Consider the following 16,605-nt stretch of genomic DNA (forward strand, 5'->3'; position numbering starts at 1 on the left):
ATGCTGAAGACCGGAATCGAACCGGTACGGTGTTTAACCACCGCAGGATTTTAAGTCCTGTGCGTCTGCCAGTTCCGCCACTCCAGCTCATTTACTTTTAGCTATTTTTATTATAACACTTTATTTAATTACCAGATCTAATAATTTAAGTTTAATGGTTGCGGGAGTAGGACTTGAACCTACGACCTTCGGGTTATGAGCCCGACGAGCTACCAACTGCTCCATCCCGCGATATTGGTGCTGAAGACCGGAATCGAACCGGTACGGTGTTTAACCACCGCAGGATTTTAAGTCCTGTGCGTCTGCCAGTTCCGCCACTCCAGCTTTCTTAATTGTAAGTAAAACTCACTAACAACTTTTACTAAGTTTACATTTCAAGTTATTTATAACTTAATGGTTGCGGGGACAGGACTTGAACCTGTGACCTTCGGGTTATGAGCCCGACGAGCTACCAACTGCTCCACCCCGCGATATTAACACTTAAAATTGTTAACTACTTATGTTGTTTAACTGATGTAATGAGTAATCTAAAATTCATTGGTTGCGGGGACAGGACTTGAACCTGTGACCTTCGGGTTATGAGCCCGACGAGCTACCAACTGCTCCACCCCGCGACATTAATGTTTAAGGTTAAAATATTATTAACTATATTAGTATAGCTTACTACTAAATAAATTTCTAAAATCATTTATAATTATATACCAACATATAACTATTTGTCAATAGCCTTAAATAAAATATATAAATGGTAGCGGAAATAGGACTTGAACCTACGACCCTTCGGGTATGAACCGAATGCTCTAGCCAGCTGAGCTATTCCGCCATATTTGGTTGCGGGAGTAGGACTTGAACCTACGACCTTCGGGTTATGAGCCCGACGAGCTACCAACTGCTCCATCCCGCGACATTTGGTGCTGAAGACCGGAATCGAACCGGTACGGTGTTTAACCACCGCAGGATTTTAAGTCCTGTGCGTCTGCCAGTTCCGCCACTCCAGCATAATTGCTAGCGCTTTACTAATAACATATAAAACGATACCTCTTGGCAACATGTTTTATTATATCTGATGTATAAACCGTTGTCAATAACTTTTTATTTTTTAAAATAGGAACTAAATACTTAGTTCCTAAAAATGATTCTATTCACTGTTTACTAATAACTTGAAGTTTTTTTACTATATCCTCTGCCTTTTCCTTCTTGATGTTTTTTAACATCTTGAAATCTTTCTTCACTGTCTTTTAAAAATTTAGTCATTATATCTTCAAACCCACTTACATTTGATTTGCTTTTTTCTTTATCCCAATCTATCTCCATTGGTTTAATAGACTTTTTAGGAACCCCCGCCTGTTTTATGGATAAACTTATTTTACCATTATCATCAACGGAAATTACTTTAACTTTTACTATATCATTTTCTTTAAGATGGTCATTAACATTTTTAACAAATGTATCTGACACCTCAGATATATGCACTAGTCCTGTCTTACCTTCCACTTCTACAAACGCACCAAAATTAGTGATATTTACTACTTTACCTTCTACAATACTTCCAGCCATTAAGGTCATATTAAAAAGACTCCTCCTTAAAAATTATGTTTTTTATTTTATATATTAATTTAATAATAAGTATAACATTAATTATATCGTTTAGTTCTTATTGTCCATTACAGGAGTTTCACCTTCTTTAACAAGACCTAAAATTTCTCTTGCCAATTTTTCTATATATTTGTCAGTTTTAGATAACTCTACTTCATCCTGCAATGTTTTCTTTTCTTCTTTTTTCTTTTGTAATTCCACATTGTACTTTTGTAATTCTTTTTTTTGCCTACCCATGGTTGCTTGTTGCTGAATAAAAAGATAACTTACATACACAAGCACAAAAATTAATACAAGGCCTTTAATATTAAACTTTTTTTTCATATCATATACCCTTTTCCTTTCCATGGAATGAGTATTCTTTAAGTTTCCTAAACCTATTCTAATTTGTATTTCACATTACTTCAAGCTATTTCTTTATAATTTATCTTTTTTTTTTATTTTAAGCTTATAAAACAATAAATTAATAGGGTATAATACTACATTCATTGCAACTCTAAATAATTTCCCATTAAATTTTAGTGATCTATATTGCAATTTAATAAAAATTCTACTTATAAGTTTTAAATATAAGTATACCCCTATTATTAAACATAAATACACATAAAAGTTTATGTATCCCTCATTAGTATACATCAAAAACACAAAAACAACTATAGAAGTTAATGTCCAAAATAGTAAATCCTGTATTATTGTTATGATTTTATTAGGATTTTCAAATCCTCTTATCAATCTATATATATCAAAAGATATTCCTGTTATTATTCCTGATAGCAAACTAAAGATTATAAGTCTCACTTGGTCTATAATTGAAATTATCATAATGCGTCTACCTAAACAATCTTGCTATTATGCTATCTTTTTTAACTTTTCCTTTATCACTCATGTATACAAAAGAATCCACTTTTCCAGTTATTATAACGTCTCCATTTTGCACATCTAACTTATTCATCTTTAATTCTTGTCCTTTTACCATCATTATTCCAACGTCTGTGTTTAATAATATCTGATTTTCATTAAAGTTTATAACCTCTATAACACCATTGATAGTTAACTTTCTTCTATTTTCAAGCGTTAAATTACTTTTTTTATCTTCTATTTTTGTTTCTTTTTTTGCTTCCATAATATCCTCCTTATTAATTTTACCATTAAAAATCGGGAACTAAGAAGCTATTCTCAATTCTTAATTAATGACATATTATTATATTCTTATAAAATATATATGCTCATTAATCTTAATTAAGAATTATATTTAATAACATTTATTCTTTGTCTTCTTTACCTGAAATCATTTCATACATTTCTTTTGCACTTTCTTTTGTAACATGTTCTGAAATATTTATAACTTTAGCTCTTAAAATTTGATTTGCAAATTTTATTTCTATAGTATCACCTTCAGATACAACTGTACCCGCTTTGGCAACTTTATCATTTATAGATACTCTACCGCTGGCGCAGGCTTCTTTTGCAATGGTTCTTCTCTTTATGATTCTTGAAACTTTCAAATATTTATCTAATCTCATTTATACTTCCCCTTTTTAATGTTTTTTAGCATTATAAGAATTTATAAATTAAATCATCTCCTTCGGAGCTGCAATATTAACAACTTCAGAAGGAGATTTATACTGCCACTGAATTTTCTATTTGTTGAGGTATGTAACTCCCACTTATAAAAATGGGAGACTTTCCTTCTGAAATGTTGTTAAAGTTTCTAAAATAAAAAACCTAGATATACATCCAGGTTTTTTACATAATAGCAAAATTATTTATTTACTATATCTTTAAATTCTTTACCAGCTTTAAATACTGGAACTGTTGAAGCTGCAATTTGAATTTCTTCCTTTGTTCTTGGGTTTCTACCCATTCTAGCTGCTCTATCTCTTGTTTCAAAAGTTCCGAATCCAACTAATTGAACTTTTTCACCTTTTTCTAATGTTTCCTCAATGCTTTCTATAATTCCTTTTAGAGCTGCTTCCGCATCTTTCTTTGTTAAATTAGATTTTTCTGCAATACTTGTTATTAATTCTGACTTATTCACTTTTGTTACCTCCTTGTTATAAAATACGCTATTAAAGCATATTCTTCACTAATTTTGAATTTCCTTCTTTTTGACCAGTTTTTATTTTACAAATAAATTTATAATCTTTTAGATTTGTTCCATAATTTGTCCATATCTGCAAGTGACATCTGATTTAACTCCAAACCTTTATCTCTTGCATTTTCTTCTATGTACCCAAAGCGATTAATAAACTTATCTATAGTATAATTTACTGCAACTTCAGGGTCTATGTCAAGTAGTCTAGCGATATTTACTGTAGAAAACACCAAATCTCCCACTTCTTCTAGTATTTTTGCCCTGTTTTCACCTTTATATACATCCCTTACTTCTCCTAATTCCTCTATAACCTTTTCCATAGCATCTTCAAGACATTCAAAATCAAAGCCCACTTTTGATGCTTTTTGTTGAACTTTGACCGCCTTCATTAAACCCGGAAGATTTTTTGGAACATGCTTTAGAGCCTCGGTATAACTATTAAACTGTTTTTCCTTACTCTTAATAATTTCCCAACTTTCTAAAACCTGCTTCGTAGTCTTACTTTCTAAACTTTTAAATATATGAGGATGTCTGTTTATCATCTTATTTGTGATGCCACGAATAACATCATTTATATTAAAATATCCCTCTTCTTTCCCTATTTTGGCATGGAATATTACCTGTAATAATACATCACCCAGTTCTTCAATAATGTTATCCTCATCTTTTTCATCAATGGCTTCTAAAACTTCATAACATTCTTCGATAAGGCACTTTTTCAAAGATTCGTGGGTCTGCTCTCTATCCCACGCACACCCATTTTCATCTCGAAGTGTATCCACAACTTTAATTAAATCGTAAAAATCTTTTGTGGCATCTATTTTTTTTGGTATATATATTGACGTTAAATAATCAATATCCTTTTGCCTATCTAATTCATATAAATAAATCTTTCTGATACTTTCAAGATCTTTTATACCTGCTGCCCTAACAAAATAAATTTCCATATCAGCTTCATAATACTCAAGTAAAGCAAGTTTTACATCAGATGCTATAGAAAGACTATATACTTGAGTTATTAATAGTCCTACTCTTTTATCTAGAACTTGATTTTCTATATCAAAGGCATCTATAATTTTTAATCCTTCAATAGGATCTAATTTCAAACCTTGAATCACTGCATCTATAAAGCTAACCGCTGGGAAAATTTCTATATCAATTTTATTTTTTGCACATAACTCTATTAAAATTTTAACAGAAGTTTCTGCAACAAGAGGATGACCTGGAACTCCATAAACAATGTCTCCATACAGTTTATTCTTCTCAACAAGATCTTCTGCAATAGACCTATATACATCATCAAAATTGTTATTTTCTTCATATCTATTGTCATAAGTCTCAAATTCAATACACAATGTTTTTAGGTAGTCTACAGTAGGATGTTTTTCTGTTCTTAAATAAATATTTTCACTATTTTTAAGAATTTCAAGCGTCCCTATAGTTAGTGAATCTATCGCACCTGGCCCAAGCCCTACAACTTTAATCATTAACTTCCACTCCTTTTTTTACTTCTTACTTAAAAATTTATTCTTAATTTCTTGATACTCAAATACTCTAAGCAAAAATATAAATATTAAATAAACAATAACGCCTATTAATATGGATATTATACAAGATAATCCTCCGCTCATTGTATAATTATAGACAATAACATCACTAAATACAACTGCAACTATCATTATAATCGCAGCAATGGCCGGTTTAACAAAAGCATCAATTTTGTTGAATTTTATATTTAAGCTTTTCTTTAAAACATGCATATTTAATAAACAACTTGTTATATATCCTAGAATTGTTCCTATAACTGCCCCATAAATATTTACAAATGAAAACGAAACTAATATGTATGTTACAATAACCTTGACGATACATCCTAAAGCCAAATTATATACAGGTTTCATATAATTACCTATACTTTGTAATATTGCTGTACTCGTTTGCGTTAGGATTACAAAAGGTATACATATTGAAATATATTTAAGTATTTCATATCCTGCCGCATCTCTCATAAAAACTAAATGCATTATAGGATAAGCCATAAAAAACATTCCTAAAGAAGATGGCAATGATATAACATTAGACAATTTTACAGCCATATCTACCCTTTTAATCAGTTCCTTCCGCCTGCCCAAATAGAATGCCTCTGCAATTATAGGCACTAGAGATGCGCACAGCGCCACAGAAAGAGCTAAAGGTACATTCATCAAGGTAAATGCTTTCCCCGTCAATTGACCATACATAACAGCTGATTGTAAATGTGAAAACCCTGCTTTTAGAAGTTGTTGTGGTACTAATACAGAATCTATTAATGACATAATAGTCCCTACTGCCGCACCAAGTGATATTGGAATTGCAGCCTTACCCAAATCTCCTAAAATATGCTTATGTTTGATTTTTTTCCTTACTGGTATTTCTCGTATCACCTTAAAATATGTTGAAACTAAATATATACTTCCCATAATAGAACCAACCAATGTTCCAAGTGCTGCTCCCCCAGCTGCATATTCAATCCCCTTTGGAAATAATAAATATGCAAACAATACTCCAGCTACAACTCTTCCAACTTGTTCTATTATTTGAGAAATCGCAGTAGGTCTTACATTTTGAAGTCCTTGAAAAAAACCCCTAAACGTGCACATAATAGATACAAAAATTGGTGCTGCAGCTATTGCCAAAAAGGCGTAATATGATTTACTATCCCATTTAAGCAATGATATAATAGGCCTTGCAAACATTATCATAAATGTAGTAAATACCGTTCCTAATATAATCATAAAAATAAGCGTTTGTCTTAATACCTGCCCAGCTCCCTCCCTGTCATTTTTAGCGTTCATCTCGGCAATAAGTTTAGACATAGCTATTGGTACTCCTGAAGCTACCGCCACAAAGAACATGTAGAGCGGATAAGACATCTGATAATATCCCATCCCCTCATCTTTTATAAGTGCTTGTATTGGAATTCTAAAAAATAGTCCTAAAAACCTTGCAAATATACCTGCCATTCCAAGTATAATAGTTCCTTTTATCAATGAATGTTTCTTCATAATAACCTCCTTATAATCCTATATTGCTGTAAATATATACATCCTATGATTATAATTATTTAATTTAAGAGACTATTATTACTAATACTTCAAAAAAATAAAAGTATATATTACTGCAAATATGTTTCAATTGCTTAGTAATATATACTTTATAACCTAATACAACTATTGTTCCATTTGTTTTCCTAAAAAAGATGCCGCAGTTTCAGCCAATTTTAATTCTAGATTCCCAAACTTTATTCCCGGCTCTGTCGACATTATTAGTACTGCACCAATTGCATCTCCTTCTGTTATTATAGGTGCGATTACTTGAGCACTGTATTTATTCTCCATTTCATCATCGTACAATGATATGACTTTTTCAAAGCCTTCGCCCAAGACAATTGGTTTTCTATTTTCCATTGCTTTTTCTAACTCAATACTAACTTTTTTATCAACATACTCTTTCTTAGGGCAACCACTTACGGATATTATATTATCCTTATCGCATACTATTATCGCATTTCCAATAGTTTGTTGTAATGATTCAGCATACTCCCTAGAAAATTCACTTAATTCACCTATAGGTGAATATTTTTTTAAAATAACTCCACCTTCTCTATCCGTAAATATTTCCAGTGGATCTCCCTCTCTTATTCTAAGAGTTCTCCTTATTTCCTTAGGAATAACAACTCTTCCTAAATCATCTATACGTCTTACTATACCAGTTGCTTTCATTTAAATACTCCTCCTTATATAAATCCTTATATAATATACTAGCTCTATTATTATCTTTCAAAACTTGAAATTTTATGCACATTTGTATATGTTTAATTTTAAAAAGGAAAATAAGGAGGATTCCGACTCAATTTATTGCTTCTTTTACTGAATAATTTTACAATTCTATATTAACAAAGTAAAAAAACAAAGAATACCTCTTTATATCGGTATTCTTTGTTTCTTAAAATTTAAAGTTTAAAATTTATAAGTTTTTATCAATTTTTGTTACATTAGCTTGTGTCGTCCATTTTGTCATTGCTGCTGTCCATGCGGTTTCTTTATTTTTTGCTAAAAGAGTTTTTTCTACTTCTGCCTTAACAACTTCAAATTTCTTTGCGGGATAATTTGTTCTTGCAACATCTTTTATCAAATGATATCCAAATTGAGTTTTAACTGGCGTCGAAACTTTACCTGCAGGTACCTTAACAGCAGCCGCCATAAACGTTGCATCCATTGAAGTATCATCGAATTTAAAAGTTCCTAACTCTCCACCAGCGGCTTTAGTTCCATCTGTCCCTTTTTCTTTAGCAAGTTTAGCAAAATCTTCACCCGCATCTAAACGTTTCTTAATAGCTATTGCCTCTGCTTCCGTTTTAACTAAAATATGAGCTAAATGAATTGTATTTGGTTTTGTTGAATATAAAGCTAAATTAGCATTATAGTATGCCTTTGCGTCTGCATCTGTAACTTTAACATTTTTTGTAGTTTCAGTTTTTAATGCATCTTGAATAACACTTGGTTTAATTCTTGCCTTTAATGCCTCTTCTGTTACACCAGCTTGCGTTAGCGCTGCTTTATACTTTGCATCCGTTCCTAAGCTTTTCTTAATCTCTAATAATTGCTTATTAATTTCTGCATTCAATTTAGCATCTGAAGGTACTAATTTGAGCTCTTTCGCCTTATAAGTTATAATCTCCTCATTAATTAAGCCTGCTAATACCTTCTGTTTTTGAGTTGTTAACTCCGTCATAGCATCGGTATTAGTTGTATAATTTGCACCGTATTGTGTTTGCAATTGTTTAATAACACCTGGTAATTGCGCTTCTATTTGTCCTTTTGTTATCTTAGTATCAAAAACCTTTGCTACTTCAGTTTTCGCAATACCTTCTGGTGTTTTTTCAATCATATTACAGCCAATTAACGATGTAGCAAACAAAGTTATTAAAGCCGCGCTAATTATTTTTTTTACGTTTTTCATTTTACTTCCCCCATTCTTATGTATATCGTAATTATAAATTTTGATACGATACCATTAATTTTAACACTAATTTACTTTATTTCAACTATACTTTTTATACGATTAACAATTTCTATCAAACTTGTAAGTACTTTTTCTTTAATTGAATTTTTAAACTTATATGAAAACGCTGGCTTATTTCCTAATTTGAATACAATACTTCTATTATATTTACTAACCAAAACTTTAACTACTTCTTTATTTATTCGTTCAGCCCTATCGAATTCTAATATTATCTCATCCTTGACCTCTTTAATTTCTATTATTCCTACTTTAGCAGCTATACATCTAAGGTATGCAATATTCATAAGGTTTTCAACGCAAGATGGTATGTCTGAGAATCTATCTTCTATCTCTTCTTGTATTTCTTGCATATCTTCCAGACAATCAATAGCTGCAATTTTTTTATAAATTTCAATTTTCTGAGACTCATCTTCTATATAAGTTCCAGGAATATATGCATCTATCTTAATTTCAACCGAGGTTTCAATAGGTTCCTTTTCAACATCGCCCCTTATATTCTTCACTGTTTCTTCAAGCATTCTACAATATAAATCATAACCTACAGCTGCCATATGACCATGTTGCGCGCCACCCATCATATTCCCAGCTCCCCTAATTTCGAGATCCCTCATTGCTATCTTAAAACCTGACCCAAGCTCCGTGAAGTCCTTAATTGCTTTAAGTCTTTTCTCAGCAACTTCTGTTAATACCTTATCTTTTTTATACGTTAAATACGCATAAGCTATTCTATTTGACCTACCAACTCTACCTCTTAATTGGTATAGCTGAGAAAGCCCCATCTTGTCTGCCTCATATATTATTATCGTATTAGTGTTTTGTATGTCTATTCCTGTCTCAATGATTGTGGTACACATCAATATATCATACTTATTCTCCATAAACTCTATCATTATAGACTCTAGTTCTCTCTCTGTCATCTGCCCATGTGCAATACACACTCTTGCTTCCGGAAGTAGATTCCCAATGTATGCCGCCATATCTTTTATTGTTTCTACCCTGTTATAAACAAAGAAAACTTGACCTTTTCTATTCATCTCTCTTAGTATAGCATCCCTTATTAATTGATCATTAAACTCCACCACATAAGTCTGTATTGGATACCTCTCCTCTGGTGGTGTTTCTATTACACTTATGTCGCGAACACCAGTAAGTGACATATGAAGAGTCCTTGGAATTGGCGTAGCTGTTAGAGTAATTACGTCTATGTTTTTTCGAAGGCTTTTAATTTTCTCCTTATGAGTCACCCCAAAACGTTGCTCCTCATCTATAATTAATACCCCTAAATCTTTAAATTTTACATCACTCTGAATAATCCTGTGCGTCCCTACTAATATATCTACATTTCCCTCTTTCGTAGCTTTAATAACAACCTTTTGCTGAGCCGGTGTTCTAAATCTACTTACCATCTCAACTTTTACAGGAAAATCTGAAAATCTTTTGGTAAGATTTTTATAATGTTGCTCTGCGAGTATTGTAGTTGGAACTAAAAATGCTACTTGTTTGCCATCCATAACTGCTTTAAAAGCCGCTCTAACGGCAACTTCTGTTTTTCCATATCCAACATCTCCGCATATTAACCTATCCATCGGTTTATCCGATTCCATATCTTTTTTTATTTCCTCAATTGCTATTAATTGATCTGGTGTTTCATCAAATGGGAATTCATCTTCAAATTGTTTTTGCCATATAGTATCTTTGCTGTATTTATGTCCCTTAAGTGTAGCCCTAGTAGCATAAAGCTTTACCAAATCCTCTGCAATATCCGCAATTGAGTTTTTAACTTTATTTTTAGCCTTAACCCATTCTGCTCCACCTAATTTGCTGATTTTGGGTGCCTTTCCTTCACTCCCAATATATTTTTGTACTAGATCTAATTGTTCCACCGGAACATAAAGTGTGTCTCCAGAATTATAGCTAAGATCTAAATAATCTCTTTTGTGACCATGAACTTCTAATTGCTTAATTCCTTTGTATACACCTATTCCATGATTTACATGAACAACATAGTCCCCCAATTTAAGTTCTGTAAAACTTTTAAGTTTACTTGCTCCCTTTTTATTAGCACGACTAACAGTTTTTCTCTTTGATCCACCAAAAACCTCTTTGTCAGATATAATGCATAATTTTAGCTGCGGGTATTCAAACCCCTTTAATTGATTCCCGAAGGTTACGATTACTTCTCCAAACTCAATTTTAGAAATACTGTCCTTATAGACACTTTCAATTCCTTTATCACGAAGTGTATCTATAAGTCTTTCGCCCCTGGTTCTTGTGCCCGATAAAATTACAGTCTTGTAGCCCTTACTTTTTTTATCCTTTATATCCTCGATAAGCATATCCAATTGGCCATGATAATCATAAATTGTAATTTGAGAAAAAGATATTATAGATCTTGGCTTAAGCATTTTTGTAGTTTTAGCAATCGCGTTTATTGTCATAACTTCAAGACTTTCTAACTCTTCATATATACGCTGCTTCTCAATTAAAACTTCTGCTTGTTTAGGAAGTATACTTCCTCGCCTTAAAGAAGTTTCATAATTTTCTTCAAACTCAAGATATACACTATCTAATTTACCTTGGCATCTTTGTGCATCATCAACTACTATAAATGCCCCTGACATATAATCTAAAAAAGTAGATGTAGTATCAAAAAAATAAGGCATATAACTATCAACGTCTTTGAAACTTCCTGTTTCCTTGAGTGCTTCTAAATTAATATTAACAAGAGACGTTATTCTTTCTATAGCTTCTTTATCCTTTTTCTTATGTAAATTTCCGATCATATTTTCTAGATTTTCCTTTATCTTGTCATAACCTTTTTTTCTACTATCCTGAGTTAGTATAATTTCTTTTGCTGGGAATATTTCTATTTTTTTTACCTTATCTATACTCCTCTGGGTTTCACTATTAAATGTCCTTATAGAATCTATTTCATCGTCATAGAGTTCTATCCGAAATGGCAACGCAGATATGGGAGGATATAAATCCATTATCCCTCCCCTTATACAAAATTGACCTTTAGTCTCTACTCTATCTACTCTCTCGTACCCACATTGAATTAATTTTTCTGAAAAGGTATTAAAATCTAGTGTGCCTCCTACCGATAATTTATAAGCATATTTTTGAAGCAAATTCACAGGTATGTAAGTAGCCGCTATTGCTTCTATACATGTAACTATTATTTTCTTACCACCTTCAGTAATTTTTTTCATTACCTTAAGTCTTTCCCATCTTAAATCCCCTGATACAGCATCTGCGTTATAAAATCCCATTTCTCTGGTTGGATAATAATACACGTCGTTTACATAAAAAGATAAGTCCTCATAAATATTTTTAGCCTCTACATCACTGTGTGTTAAAATAAGCATTGATTTATCTAGTTCTTCATATACACCATTTACTAAATAACCCTTTGCTGATTCTGAAAGTCCATATACTCCAATTGGGTATACTTTTTTTTCTATATTACTTAGGATATCTTTAAATTGATTACTTTCCTTTAAAGGCTTCATAAGCCCACTTAGTCTCATGTTAACACCTCTCACTCATTACATAAATGTATAAATAGTATTTTAATAGAATTACCTTCATTTAAGCATTAAAACCATTAAACTGATTCATAGCCTCACTGCATCCCTTTTCGATTATAGTTTGGGTTGCCTGTATAGTTGCCTCAAATGTCTTTTCCACAAGTATTCTCTGATCACTCGAAAATCTCCCTAAAACATGAGGTATTAGTGCCCTCTCTGGTTTCCCTACTCCTATTTTTATTCTAACAAACATGTCAGATGACAAATTCTCAATAATGCTTTTTAAACCATTATGTCCGCCAGCACTCCCTTTACTTCGTATTCTTAATTTACCTGGATCCAAACTAATATCATCATGTAGTATGATGATATTTCCACTCGGAATCTTATAAAATGAGGACGCTTCTCGTACACTTTCCCCACTCAAATTCATATATGTACTCGGTTTTAATAAGATAACTTTATTAGAACCTATATTAATTTCCGCGCATACACCTTTAAATTTTATCCTATTAATTGATACATTATACTTATCTGCCATCAAATCAATTACATCGAATCCTACATTATGTCTTGTATGTCTATATTCATCTCCTGGATTTCCCAGTCCAACTACTAAATACATCATTACCTCCAAATATTATTATGATTAAAGTATATATCTTTTACATAATTATTTTTTCATTTACCTTTTTTATAATATTATACCAATAAGTGTTATAATCTACAACTATACATAAAAATGCTCTACTTAATTCTAATTTGCAGCTTTTAATTCAGATAGAATTATACTAATATCTTTATATTTACCATTTCTTTGAACTTTGCACTGCACACTCCTTGCAACTTTATATTTATCTAAGATATTACTTAACTCTTCCATGTTTTTAACGCCTACTCCACCTATTTGAGTTATAATATCAGTAGGCATAATTCCAGCTTTGTATGCCCCACTACCACTTACTACTTCTTGCACATACACTCCCTCTATACCATTATTACCAACTGAGATTGCAGCTACTCCATAAATACCTATAGCAGGTCTTATAACTTTACCATAGGTCATCAAATCACTTATAATTTCTTTTGCTACATTTGTATTAATAGCAAATCCCATCCCAGAAGTTTCAGTAGCTGAACCGATTTTTAAACTATTTATACCAATTACTTCTCCGTTAATATTGCATAATGCTCCCCCACTATTTCCTTCATTTATAGTTGCATCAGTTTGTATTACTTTATATATGGTTTGCTCACCAGTCTTTTTGTCAACTATATTAACTTTCCTATCTAATGCGCTTATAATTCCTGCGGTAACTACTCCCGAAAACTGCTCTCCTAGTGGATTACCAATAGCAATAGATAAATCACCAACATTAACCTTTGATGAATCACCAAGTTTTGCCACAGGCAAATTGCTAGCTTCAACTTTTATAACTGCCAAATCTGATATAGCATCAGTCCCTATTACCTTCGCTTTCAACACCTTATAATTACTAAGCTTTACCTTTATTTCTGTCGCATTTTCAATCACATGATAATTTGTAATAATAAACCCTTCACTTTTAAATATAATACCGGACCCACTAACCTCAGGTGTTTCCTCTCCACCTGAGGTTTTAACGATTATACCAACTACTGTTGGTGATACCTTCCTTGTAACCTCTGAGATGGAATTTGAATATATATCCTTATTTTTTTCTTCTAATTTACTTTGGGTTAAATCACCGCTAATATTTTCTTGTAATTTATCTTTACTAATAACATAATTTGCTGTAATTCCTCCAGAAAGGGCAGCTATTAACATAAAAAGTATCACTTTTAAGAACATTTTAAAATAATTTCTTTTATTATTTTTTCTAAATTTAATTTCTCCAAAGATATCCTGACCCCGCTCTGCATTCTTCCATAAAGCATCTCTTATTTCTTCATTAAATTTATAGTTATCCTTGTTATCCATAGTCTCACCCGCCCTTCTTGTTATAATTACATTATGGAAGTTATTAAAATTATTCTACTTTCATTAATGTAAAAGTAAAATAGACACCTTTATCTTTGTTTTCCACCCATATATCTTCCTGTAATTGCGTTATTATATTTCTAACTATAGCTAGACCAAGTCCAGTACTGTCCTTTACTGTTCTTGCTTTATCTGCTTTGTAAAACCTATCCCAAATATGCAATAAATCTTCTTCTGCTATTTGTGGACCATCATTAAACACAGATATGAAAGCTTTCCTACCTTTAGTTTTTGAACTGATTTTTATTTTTCCACCCTCATTAACATATTTTATTGAATTATCTAATAAATTTGTAATTACTTGCACGAGCCTATCTTGATCTCCTGCTACGAATAAATTATCTTCTTCAAAACACACATCCACACAGGCGCGTTTTTCTTTAATTTTAGTTTCATTTTTTATAACTGTAAGTCTAATTATTTCGTTAATATCCACTTTAATAATCTTTAAACTAAACTCCCCAGCTTCAATTGCAGACATATCTAATAAGTCATTTACGAGTCTTGTTAATCTTTGAATTTCTTCATATGCAATGGATAAATAGTATTTTTCTTTTTCCTCTGGAATTACTCCATCTAGTATTCCTCCAATAAACCCCTTAATTGATGTTATAGGTGACCTAATTTCATGTGATACATTTGATATAAATTCACGTCTGTTTTTTTCATTTTTTTCAACAGAATCCGCCATAAAATTAAATGTTTGAGCTAGTTCTCCGATTTCATCATTAGATTTTAAATAAACCCTCTTATTAACATCCCCATTAGATATCTTCCTAGCTACAGAATTAATCTCTGCTAAAGGCTTTATGATAATTTTTTGAGAAAAGTAGTATATAACTATACAAGAAAATATTATTGCAAAAATTGCAGATATCCAAATTATTTCATAAACACGTTTTAAAGGGGAACTTATTTCGTCAATGGAATTGTATAATATTATTGATCCCTTAAAACTACCTGACTCATTAATTATTGGTGTACCGTAAACTCTTACAGTTTTATCAAATGCCCCAGCATAAGGTCCCGTAATCTCAAATGTATGTCCCTGTCTAAGTTTATCCAATTCTTCACCAAAAACTTGTTTTCCCATAAACTCCTTATGATCTTTATTAGATACAGCATAAACATAACCCATACTGTCTGTAAGCCATATATCCGACTTTATATACTTAGAAATTATGGTTATTATGTCATTTACTTGTTGAGACGTAGCGTCACCATCCCTCTCCATGTATTTCATAGCAATTCCTTGTATCATATATGACTTATCCAGAAATTGTTCTTTTTTTTGATCAAAAAAATAACTTTGGAACCAATAAGACAAAAATGACGCAATAATTATTAGGCTCATAGATATTATGATAGTGTAGGTTGCTAACATCTTAAAAAACAGCCCTTTTTTGACCACTTTACTTCACCTCAAATTTATATCCTACTCCCCAAACAGTCTCGATTTGCCAATTAGGTCCACCTTGAAGCTTTTCCCTTACTCTTTTTACATGAACATCCACGGTTCTAGAGTCTCCTGGATAATCGTATCCCCAAACTTCACATAAAAGCTGTTGCCTAGTAAACACCCTATTCTTATTAAGAGCTAAATAATGTACTAATTCAAATTCTTTAGGCGGCATTTTAACCTCTGCGCCTTTATATGTAACATTGTACGAATTAATGTCTATTTCTAGGTCTTCAAAATTCAAAACTTCTTTACCACCGTTATCTAAGTTATAACGCCTAAGTACAGCCTTTACTCTCGCAATTATTTCTTTTGGCTCAAACGGTTTTACTACATAATCATCTGCTCCAAGTTCTAGTGCTAATACCTTATCAAAAGTCTCTCCTTTAGCTGTAAGCATAATAACAGGAGTTTCATGTTCTTTTCTTATCCACTTCAAAACATCAATCCCATCAATATAAGGTAACATTATATCTAAAAGCACTAAATCTGGTTTATAACTTAAAAAGACTTCCTGCGCAGCCCTACCATCATGTGCTACTTTTGTAGCATACCCAGAGCTTTCAAGATACATTTTAATTACCTCGGCAATATTTTTATCATCATCAACTATTAGTATTTTACCTATAGTTCCTTCCATATCAGTACCTCCAAATTATTTTATCTATTATTTTTATTAATTAAATTCGAATAAATTTTCTTATAAATAATTTACCTTATTACTAATTTATCATACTTTAATGTTATCTTATTAGTTTTTTAAAAATGTTACAAATTATTCACCGTTACAATGGAGTAATTTCCTTGTTTTTCTAAATTTCATTTATGTATATTGTAATTA

At 31.7% G+C, this 16,605-nt stretch carries 15 protein-coding genes and 8 tRNA genes; all 23 read right to left on the reverse strand.

The genetic code is table 11. The features are described from left to right. Nucleotide 1: 1 nt before the first annotated feature. The 23 genes from A7L45_RS21530 to A7L45_RS21640 all read right to left on the reverse strand — a co-directional run bounded on the left by A7L45_RS21530 (nucleotide 2) and on the right by A7L45_RS21640 (nucleotide 16,404). A tRNA-Leu gene (locus A7L45_RS21530) sits at nucleotides 2-87 on the reverse strand. Between the two features lie 68 nt (nucleotides 88-155). Then, nucleotides 156-231 (reverse strand) — tRNA-Met (locus A7L45_RS21535). 4 nt (nucleotides 232-235) lie between these two features. After that, nucleotides 236-324 (reverse strand) — tRNA-Leu (locus A7L45_RS21540). Nucleotides 325-394: 70 nt separating this feature from the next. Continuing rightward, nucleotides 395-470: transfer RNA gene (locus tag A7L45_RS21545), tRNA-Met, on the reverse strand. Between the two features lie 68 nt (nucleotides 471-538). Continuing rightward, nucleotides 539-614: transfer RNA gene (locus tag A7L45_RS21550), tRNA-Met, on the reverse strand. Nucleotides 615-746: 132 nt separating this feature from the next. Continuing rightward, nucleotides 747-823, reverse strand: a tRNA-Met gene (locus A7L45_RS21555). A 5-nt stretch (nucleotides 824-828) separates the two neighbouring features. Continuing rightward, nucleotides 829-904: transfer RNA gene (locus A7L45_RS21560), tRNA-Met, on the reverse strand. Nucleotides 905-909: 5 nt separating this feature from the next. Beyond that, a tRNA-Leu gene (locus A7L45_RS21565) sits at nucleotides 910-998 on the reverse strand. Nucleotides 999-1,152: 154 nt separating this feature from the next. Continuing rightward, nucleotides 1,153-1,566 carry a S1 domain-containing RNA-binding protein gene (locus tag A7L45_RS21570; protein ID WP_071614670.1) on the reverse strand — a complete coding sequence of 138 codons (414 nt, stop codon included), beginning with the start codon at nucleotides 1,564-1,566 and terminating at the stop codon, nucleotides 1,153-1,155. Between the two features lie 81 nt (nucleotides 1,567-1,647). Further along, complete coding sequence (locus tag A7L45_RS21575) at nucleotides 1,648-1,920, reverse strand: FtsB family cell division protein (protein ID WP_071614671.1); 273 nt, start codon at nucleotides 1,918-1,920, stop codon at nucleotides 1,648-1,650. Nucleotides 1,921-2,013: 93 nt separating this feature from the next. Beyond that, complete coding sequence (yabQ, locus tag A7L45_RS21580) at nucleotides 2,014-2,418, reverse strand: spore cortex biosynthesis protein YabQ (protein ID WP_071614672.1); 405 nt, start codon at nucleotides 2,416-2,418, stop codon at nucleotides 2,014-2,016. 7 nt (nucleotides 2,419-2,425) lie between these two features. Next, the gene (gene yabP / locus A7L45_RS21585; protein WP_071614673.1) at nucleotides 2,426-2,719 is read right to left on the reverse strand and encodes a sporulation protein YabP; all 294 of its coding nucleotides are present in this window, start codon (nucleotides 2,717-2,719) and stop codon (nucleotides 2,426-2,428) included. Nucleotides 2,720-2,858: 139 nt separating this feature from the next. Next, nucleotides 2,859-3,119 carry an RNA-binding S4 domain-containing protein gene (locus A7L45_RS21590; RefSeq protein WP_071614674.1) on the reverse strand — a complete coding sequence of 87 codons (261 nt, stop codon included), beginning with the start codon at nucleotides 3,117-3,119 and terminating at the stop codon, nucleotides 2,859-2,861. 239 nt (nucleotides 3,120-3,358) lie between these two features. Then, nucleotides 3,359-3,634 carry an HU family DNA-binding protein gene (locus tag A7L45_RS21595; RefSeq protein ID WP_071614675.1) on the reverse strand — a complete coding sequence of 92 codons (276 nt, stop codon included), beginning with the start codon at nucleotides 3,632-3,634 and terminating at the stop codon, nucleotides 3,359-3,361. A 98-nt stretch (nucleotides 3,635-3,732) separates the two neighbouring features. After that, nucleotides 3,733-5,178 (reverse strand): bifunctional methyltransferase/pyrophosphohydrolase YabN, encoded by a 1,446-nt coding sequence (gene yabN / locus A7L45_RS21600; protein ID WP_071614676.1) that lies wholly within the window; start codon nucleotides 5,176-5,178, stop codon nucleotides 3,733-3,735. 18 nt (nucleotides 5,179-5,196) lie between these two features. Beyond that, nucleotides 5,197-6,735 carry a putative polysaccharide biosynthesis protein gene (locus tag A7L45_RS21605; RefSeq protein ID WP_071614677.1) on the reverse strand — a complete coding sequence of 513 codons (1,539 nt, stop codon included), beginning with the start codon at nucleotides 6,733-6,735 and terminating at the stop codon, nucleotides 5,197-5,199. A 165-nt stretch (nucleotides 6,736-6,900) separates the two neighbouring features. Continuing rightward, nucleotides 6,901-7,452, reverse strand: a complete 552-nt coding sequence (gene spoVT, locus A7L45_RS21610) for a stage V sporulation protein T (protein ID WP_071614678.1) — start codon at nucleotides 7,450-7,452, stop codon at nucleotides 6,901-6,903. A gap of 244 nt (nucleotides 7,453-7,696) precedes the next feature. After that, on the reverse strand, nucleotides 7,697-8,692 hold the full coding sequence (locus tag A7L45_RS21615; RefSeq protein ID WP_071614679.1) for a peptidylprolyl isomerase: 996 nt from the start codon (nucleotides 8,690-8,692) through the stop codon (nucleotides 7,697-7,699). Nucleotides 8,693-8,763: 71 nt separating this feature from the next. Next, complete coding sequence (gene mfd / locus A7L45_RS21620; RefSeq protein ID WP_071614680.1) at nucleotides 8,764-12,285, reverse strand: transcription-repair coupling factor; 3,522 nt, start codon at nucleotides 12,283-12,285, stop codon at nucleotides 8,764-8,766. 61 nt (nucleotides 12,286-12,346) lie between these two features. After that, complete coding sequence (gene pth, locus A7L45_RS21625; RefSeq protein WP_071614681.1) at nucleotides 12,347-12,910, reverse strand: aminoacyl-tRNA hydrolase; 564 nt, start codon at nucleotides 12,908-12,910, stop codon at nucleotides 12,347-12,349. Between the two features lie 132 nt (nucleotides 12,911-13,042). After that, nucleotides 13,043-14,245, reverse strand: coding sequence for a S1C family serine protease (locus A7L45_RS21630; protein WP_071614682.1), 1,203 nt, complete (start codon nucleotides 14,243-14,245; stop codon nucleotides 13,043-13,045). 49 nt (nucleotides 14,246-14,294) lie between these two features. Beyond that, nucleotides 14,295-15,689 (reverse strand): sensor histidine kinase, encoded by a 1,395-nt coding sequence (locus A7L45_RS21635; RefSeq protein WP_071615084.1) that lies wholly within the window; start codon nucleotides 15,687-15,689, stop codon nucleotides 14,295-14,297. Between the two features lie 28 nt (nucleotides 15,690-15,717). After that, nucleotides 15,718-16,404 (reverse strand): response regulator transcription factor, encoded by a 687-nt coding sequence (locus A7L45_RS21640; protein ID WP_071614683.1) that lies wholly within the window; start codon nucleotides 16,402-16,404, stop codon nucleotides 15,718-15,720. Nucleotides 16,405-16,605 lie beyond the last annotated feature (201 nt).

This window comes from Clostridium estertheticum subsp. estertheticum (genome assembly GCF_001877035.1).
GTDB classification, from domain to species: Bacteria; Bacillota; Clostridia; order Clostridiales; family Clostridiaceae; genus Clostridium_AD; species Clostridium_AD estertheticum.

Bases quoted from the DNA above. Each gene is read 5' to 3' on its own strand.
- A7L45_RS21570 (WP_071614670.1), bottom strand. From the start codon at position 1,566: ATGACCTTAATGGCTGGAAGTATTGTAGAAGGTAAAGTAGTAAATATC.
- A7L45_RS21575 (WP_071614671.1), bottom strand. From the start codon at position 1,920: ATGAAAAAAAAGTTTAATATTAAAGGCCTTGTATTAATTTTTGTGCTT.
- yabQ (WP_071614672.1), bottom strand. From the start codon at position 2,418: ATGATAATTTCAATTATAGACCAAGTGAGACTTATAATCTTTAGTTTG.
- yabP (WP_071614673.1), bottom strand. From the start codon at position 2,719: ATGGAAGCAAAAAAAGAAACAAAAATAGAAGATAAAAAAAGTAATTTA.
- A7L45_RS21590 (WP_071614674.1), bottom strand. From the start codon at position 3,119: ATGAGATTAGATAAATATTTGAAAGTTTCAAGAATCATAAAGAGAAGA.
- yabN (WP_071614676.1), bottom strand. From the start codon at position 5,178: ATGATTAAAGTTGTAGGGCTTGGGCCAGGTGCGATAGATTCACTAACT.
- A7L45_RS21605 (WP_071614677.1), bottom strand. From the start codon at position 6,735: ATGAAGAAACATTCATTGATAAAAGGAACTATTATACTTGGAATGGCA.
- spoVT (WP_071614678.1), bottom strand. From the start codon at position 7,452: ATGAAAGCAACTGGTATAGTAAGACGTATAGATGATTTAGGAAGAGTT.
- A7L45_RS21615 (WP_071614679.1), bottom strand. From the start codon at position 8,692: ATGAAAAACGTAAAAAAAATAATTAGCGCGGCTTTAATAACTTTGTTT.
- mfd (WP_071614680.1), bottom strand. From the start codon at position 12,285: ATGAGACTAAGTGGGCTTATGAAGCCTTTAAAGGAAAGTAATCAATTT.
- pth (WP_071614681.1), bottom strand. From the start codon at position 12,910: ATGTATTTAGTAGTTGGACTGGGAAATCCAGGAGATGAATATAGACAT.
- A7L45_RS21630 (WP_071614682.1), bottom strand. From the start codon at position 14,245: ATGGATAACAAGGATAACTATAAATTTAATGAAGAAATAAGAGATGCT.
- A7L45_RS21635 (WP_071615084.1), bottom strand. From the start codon at position 15,689: ATGTTAGCAACCTACACTATCATAATATCTATGAGCCTAATAATTATT.
- A7L45_RS21640 (WP_071614683.1), bottom strand. From the start codon at position 16,404: ATGGAAGGAACTATAGGTAAAATACTAATAGTTGATGATGATAAAAAT.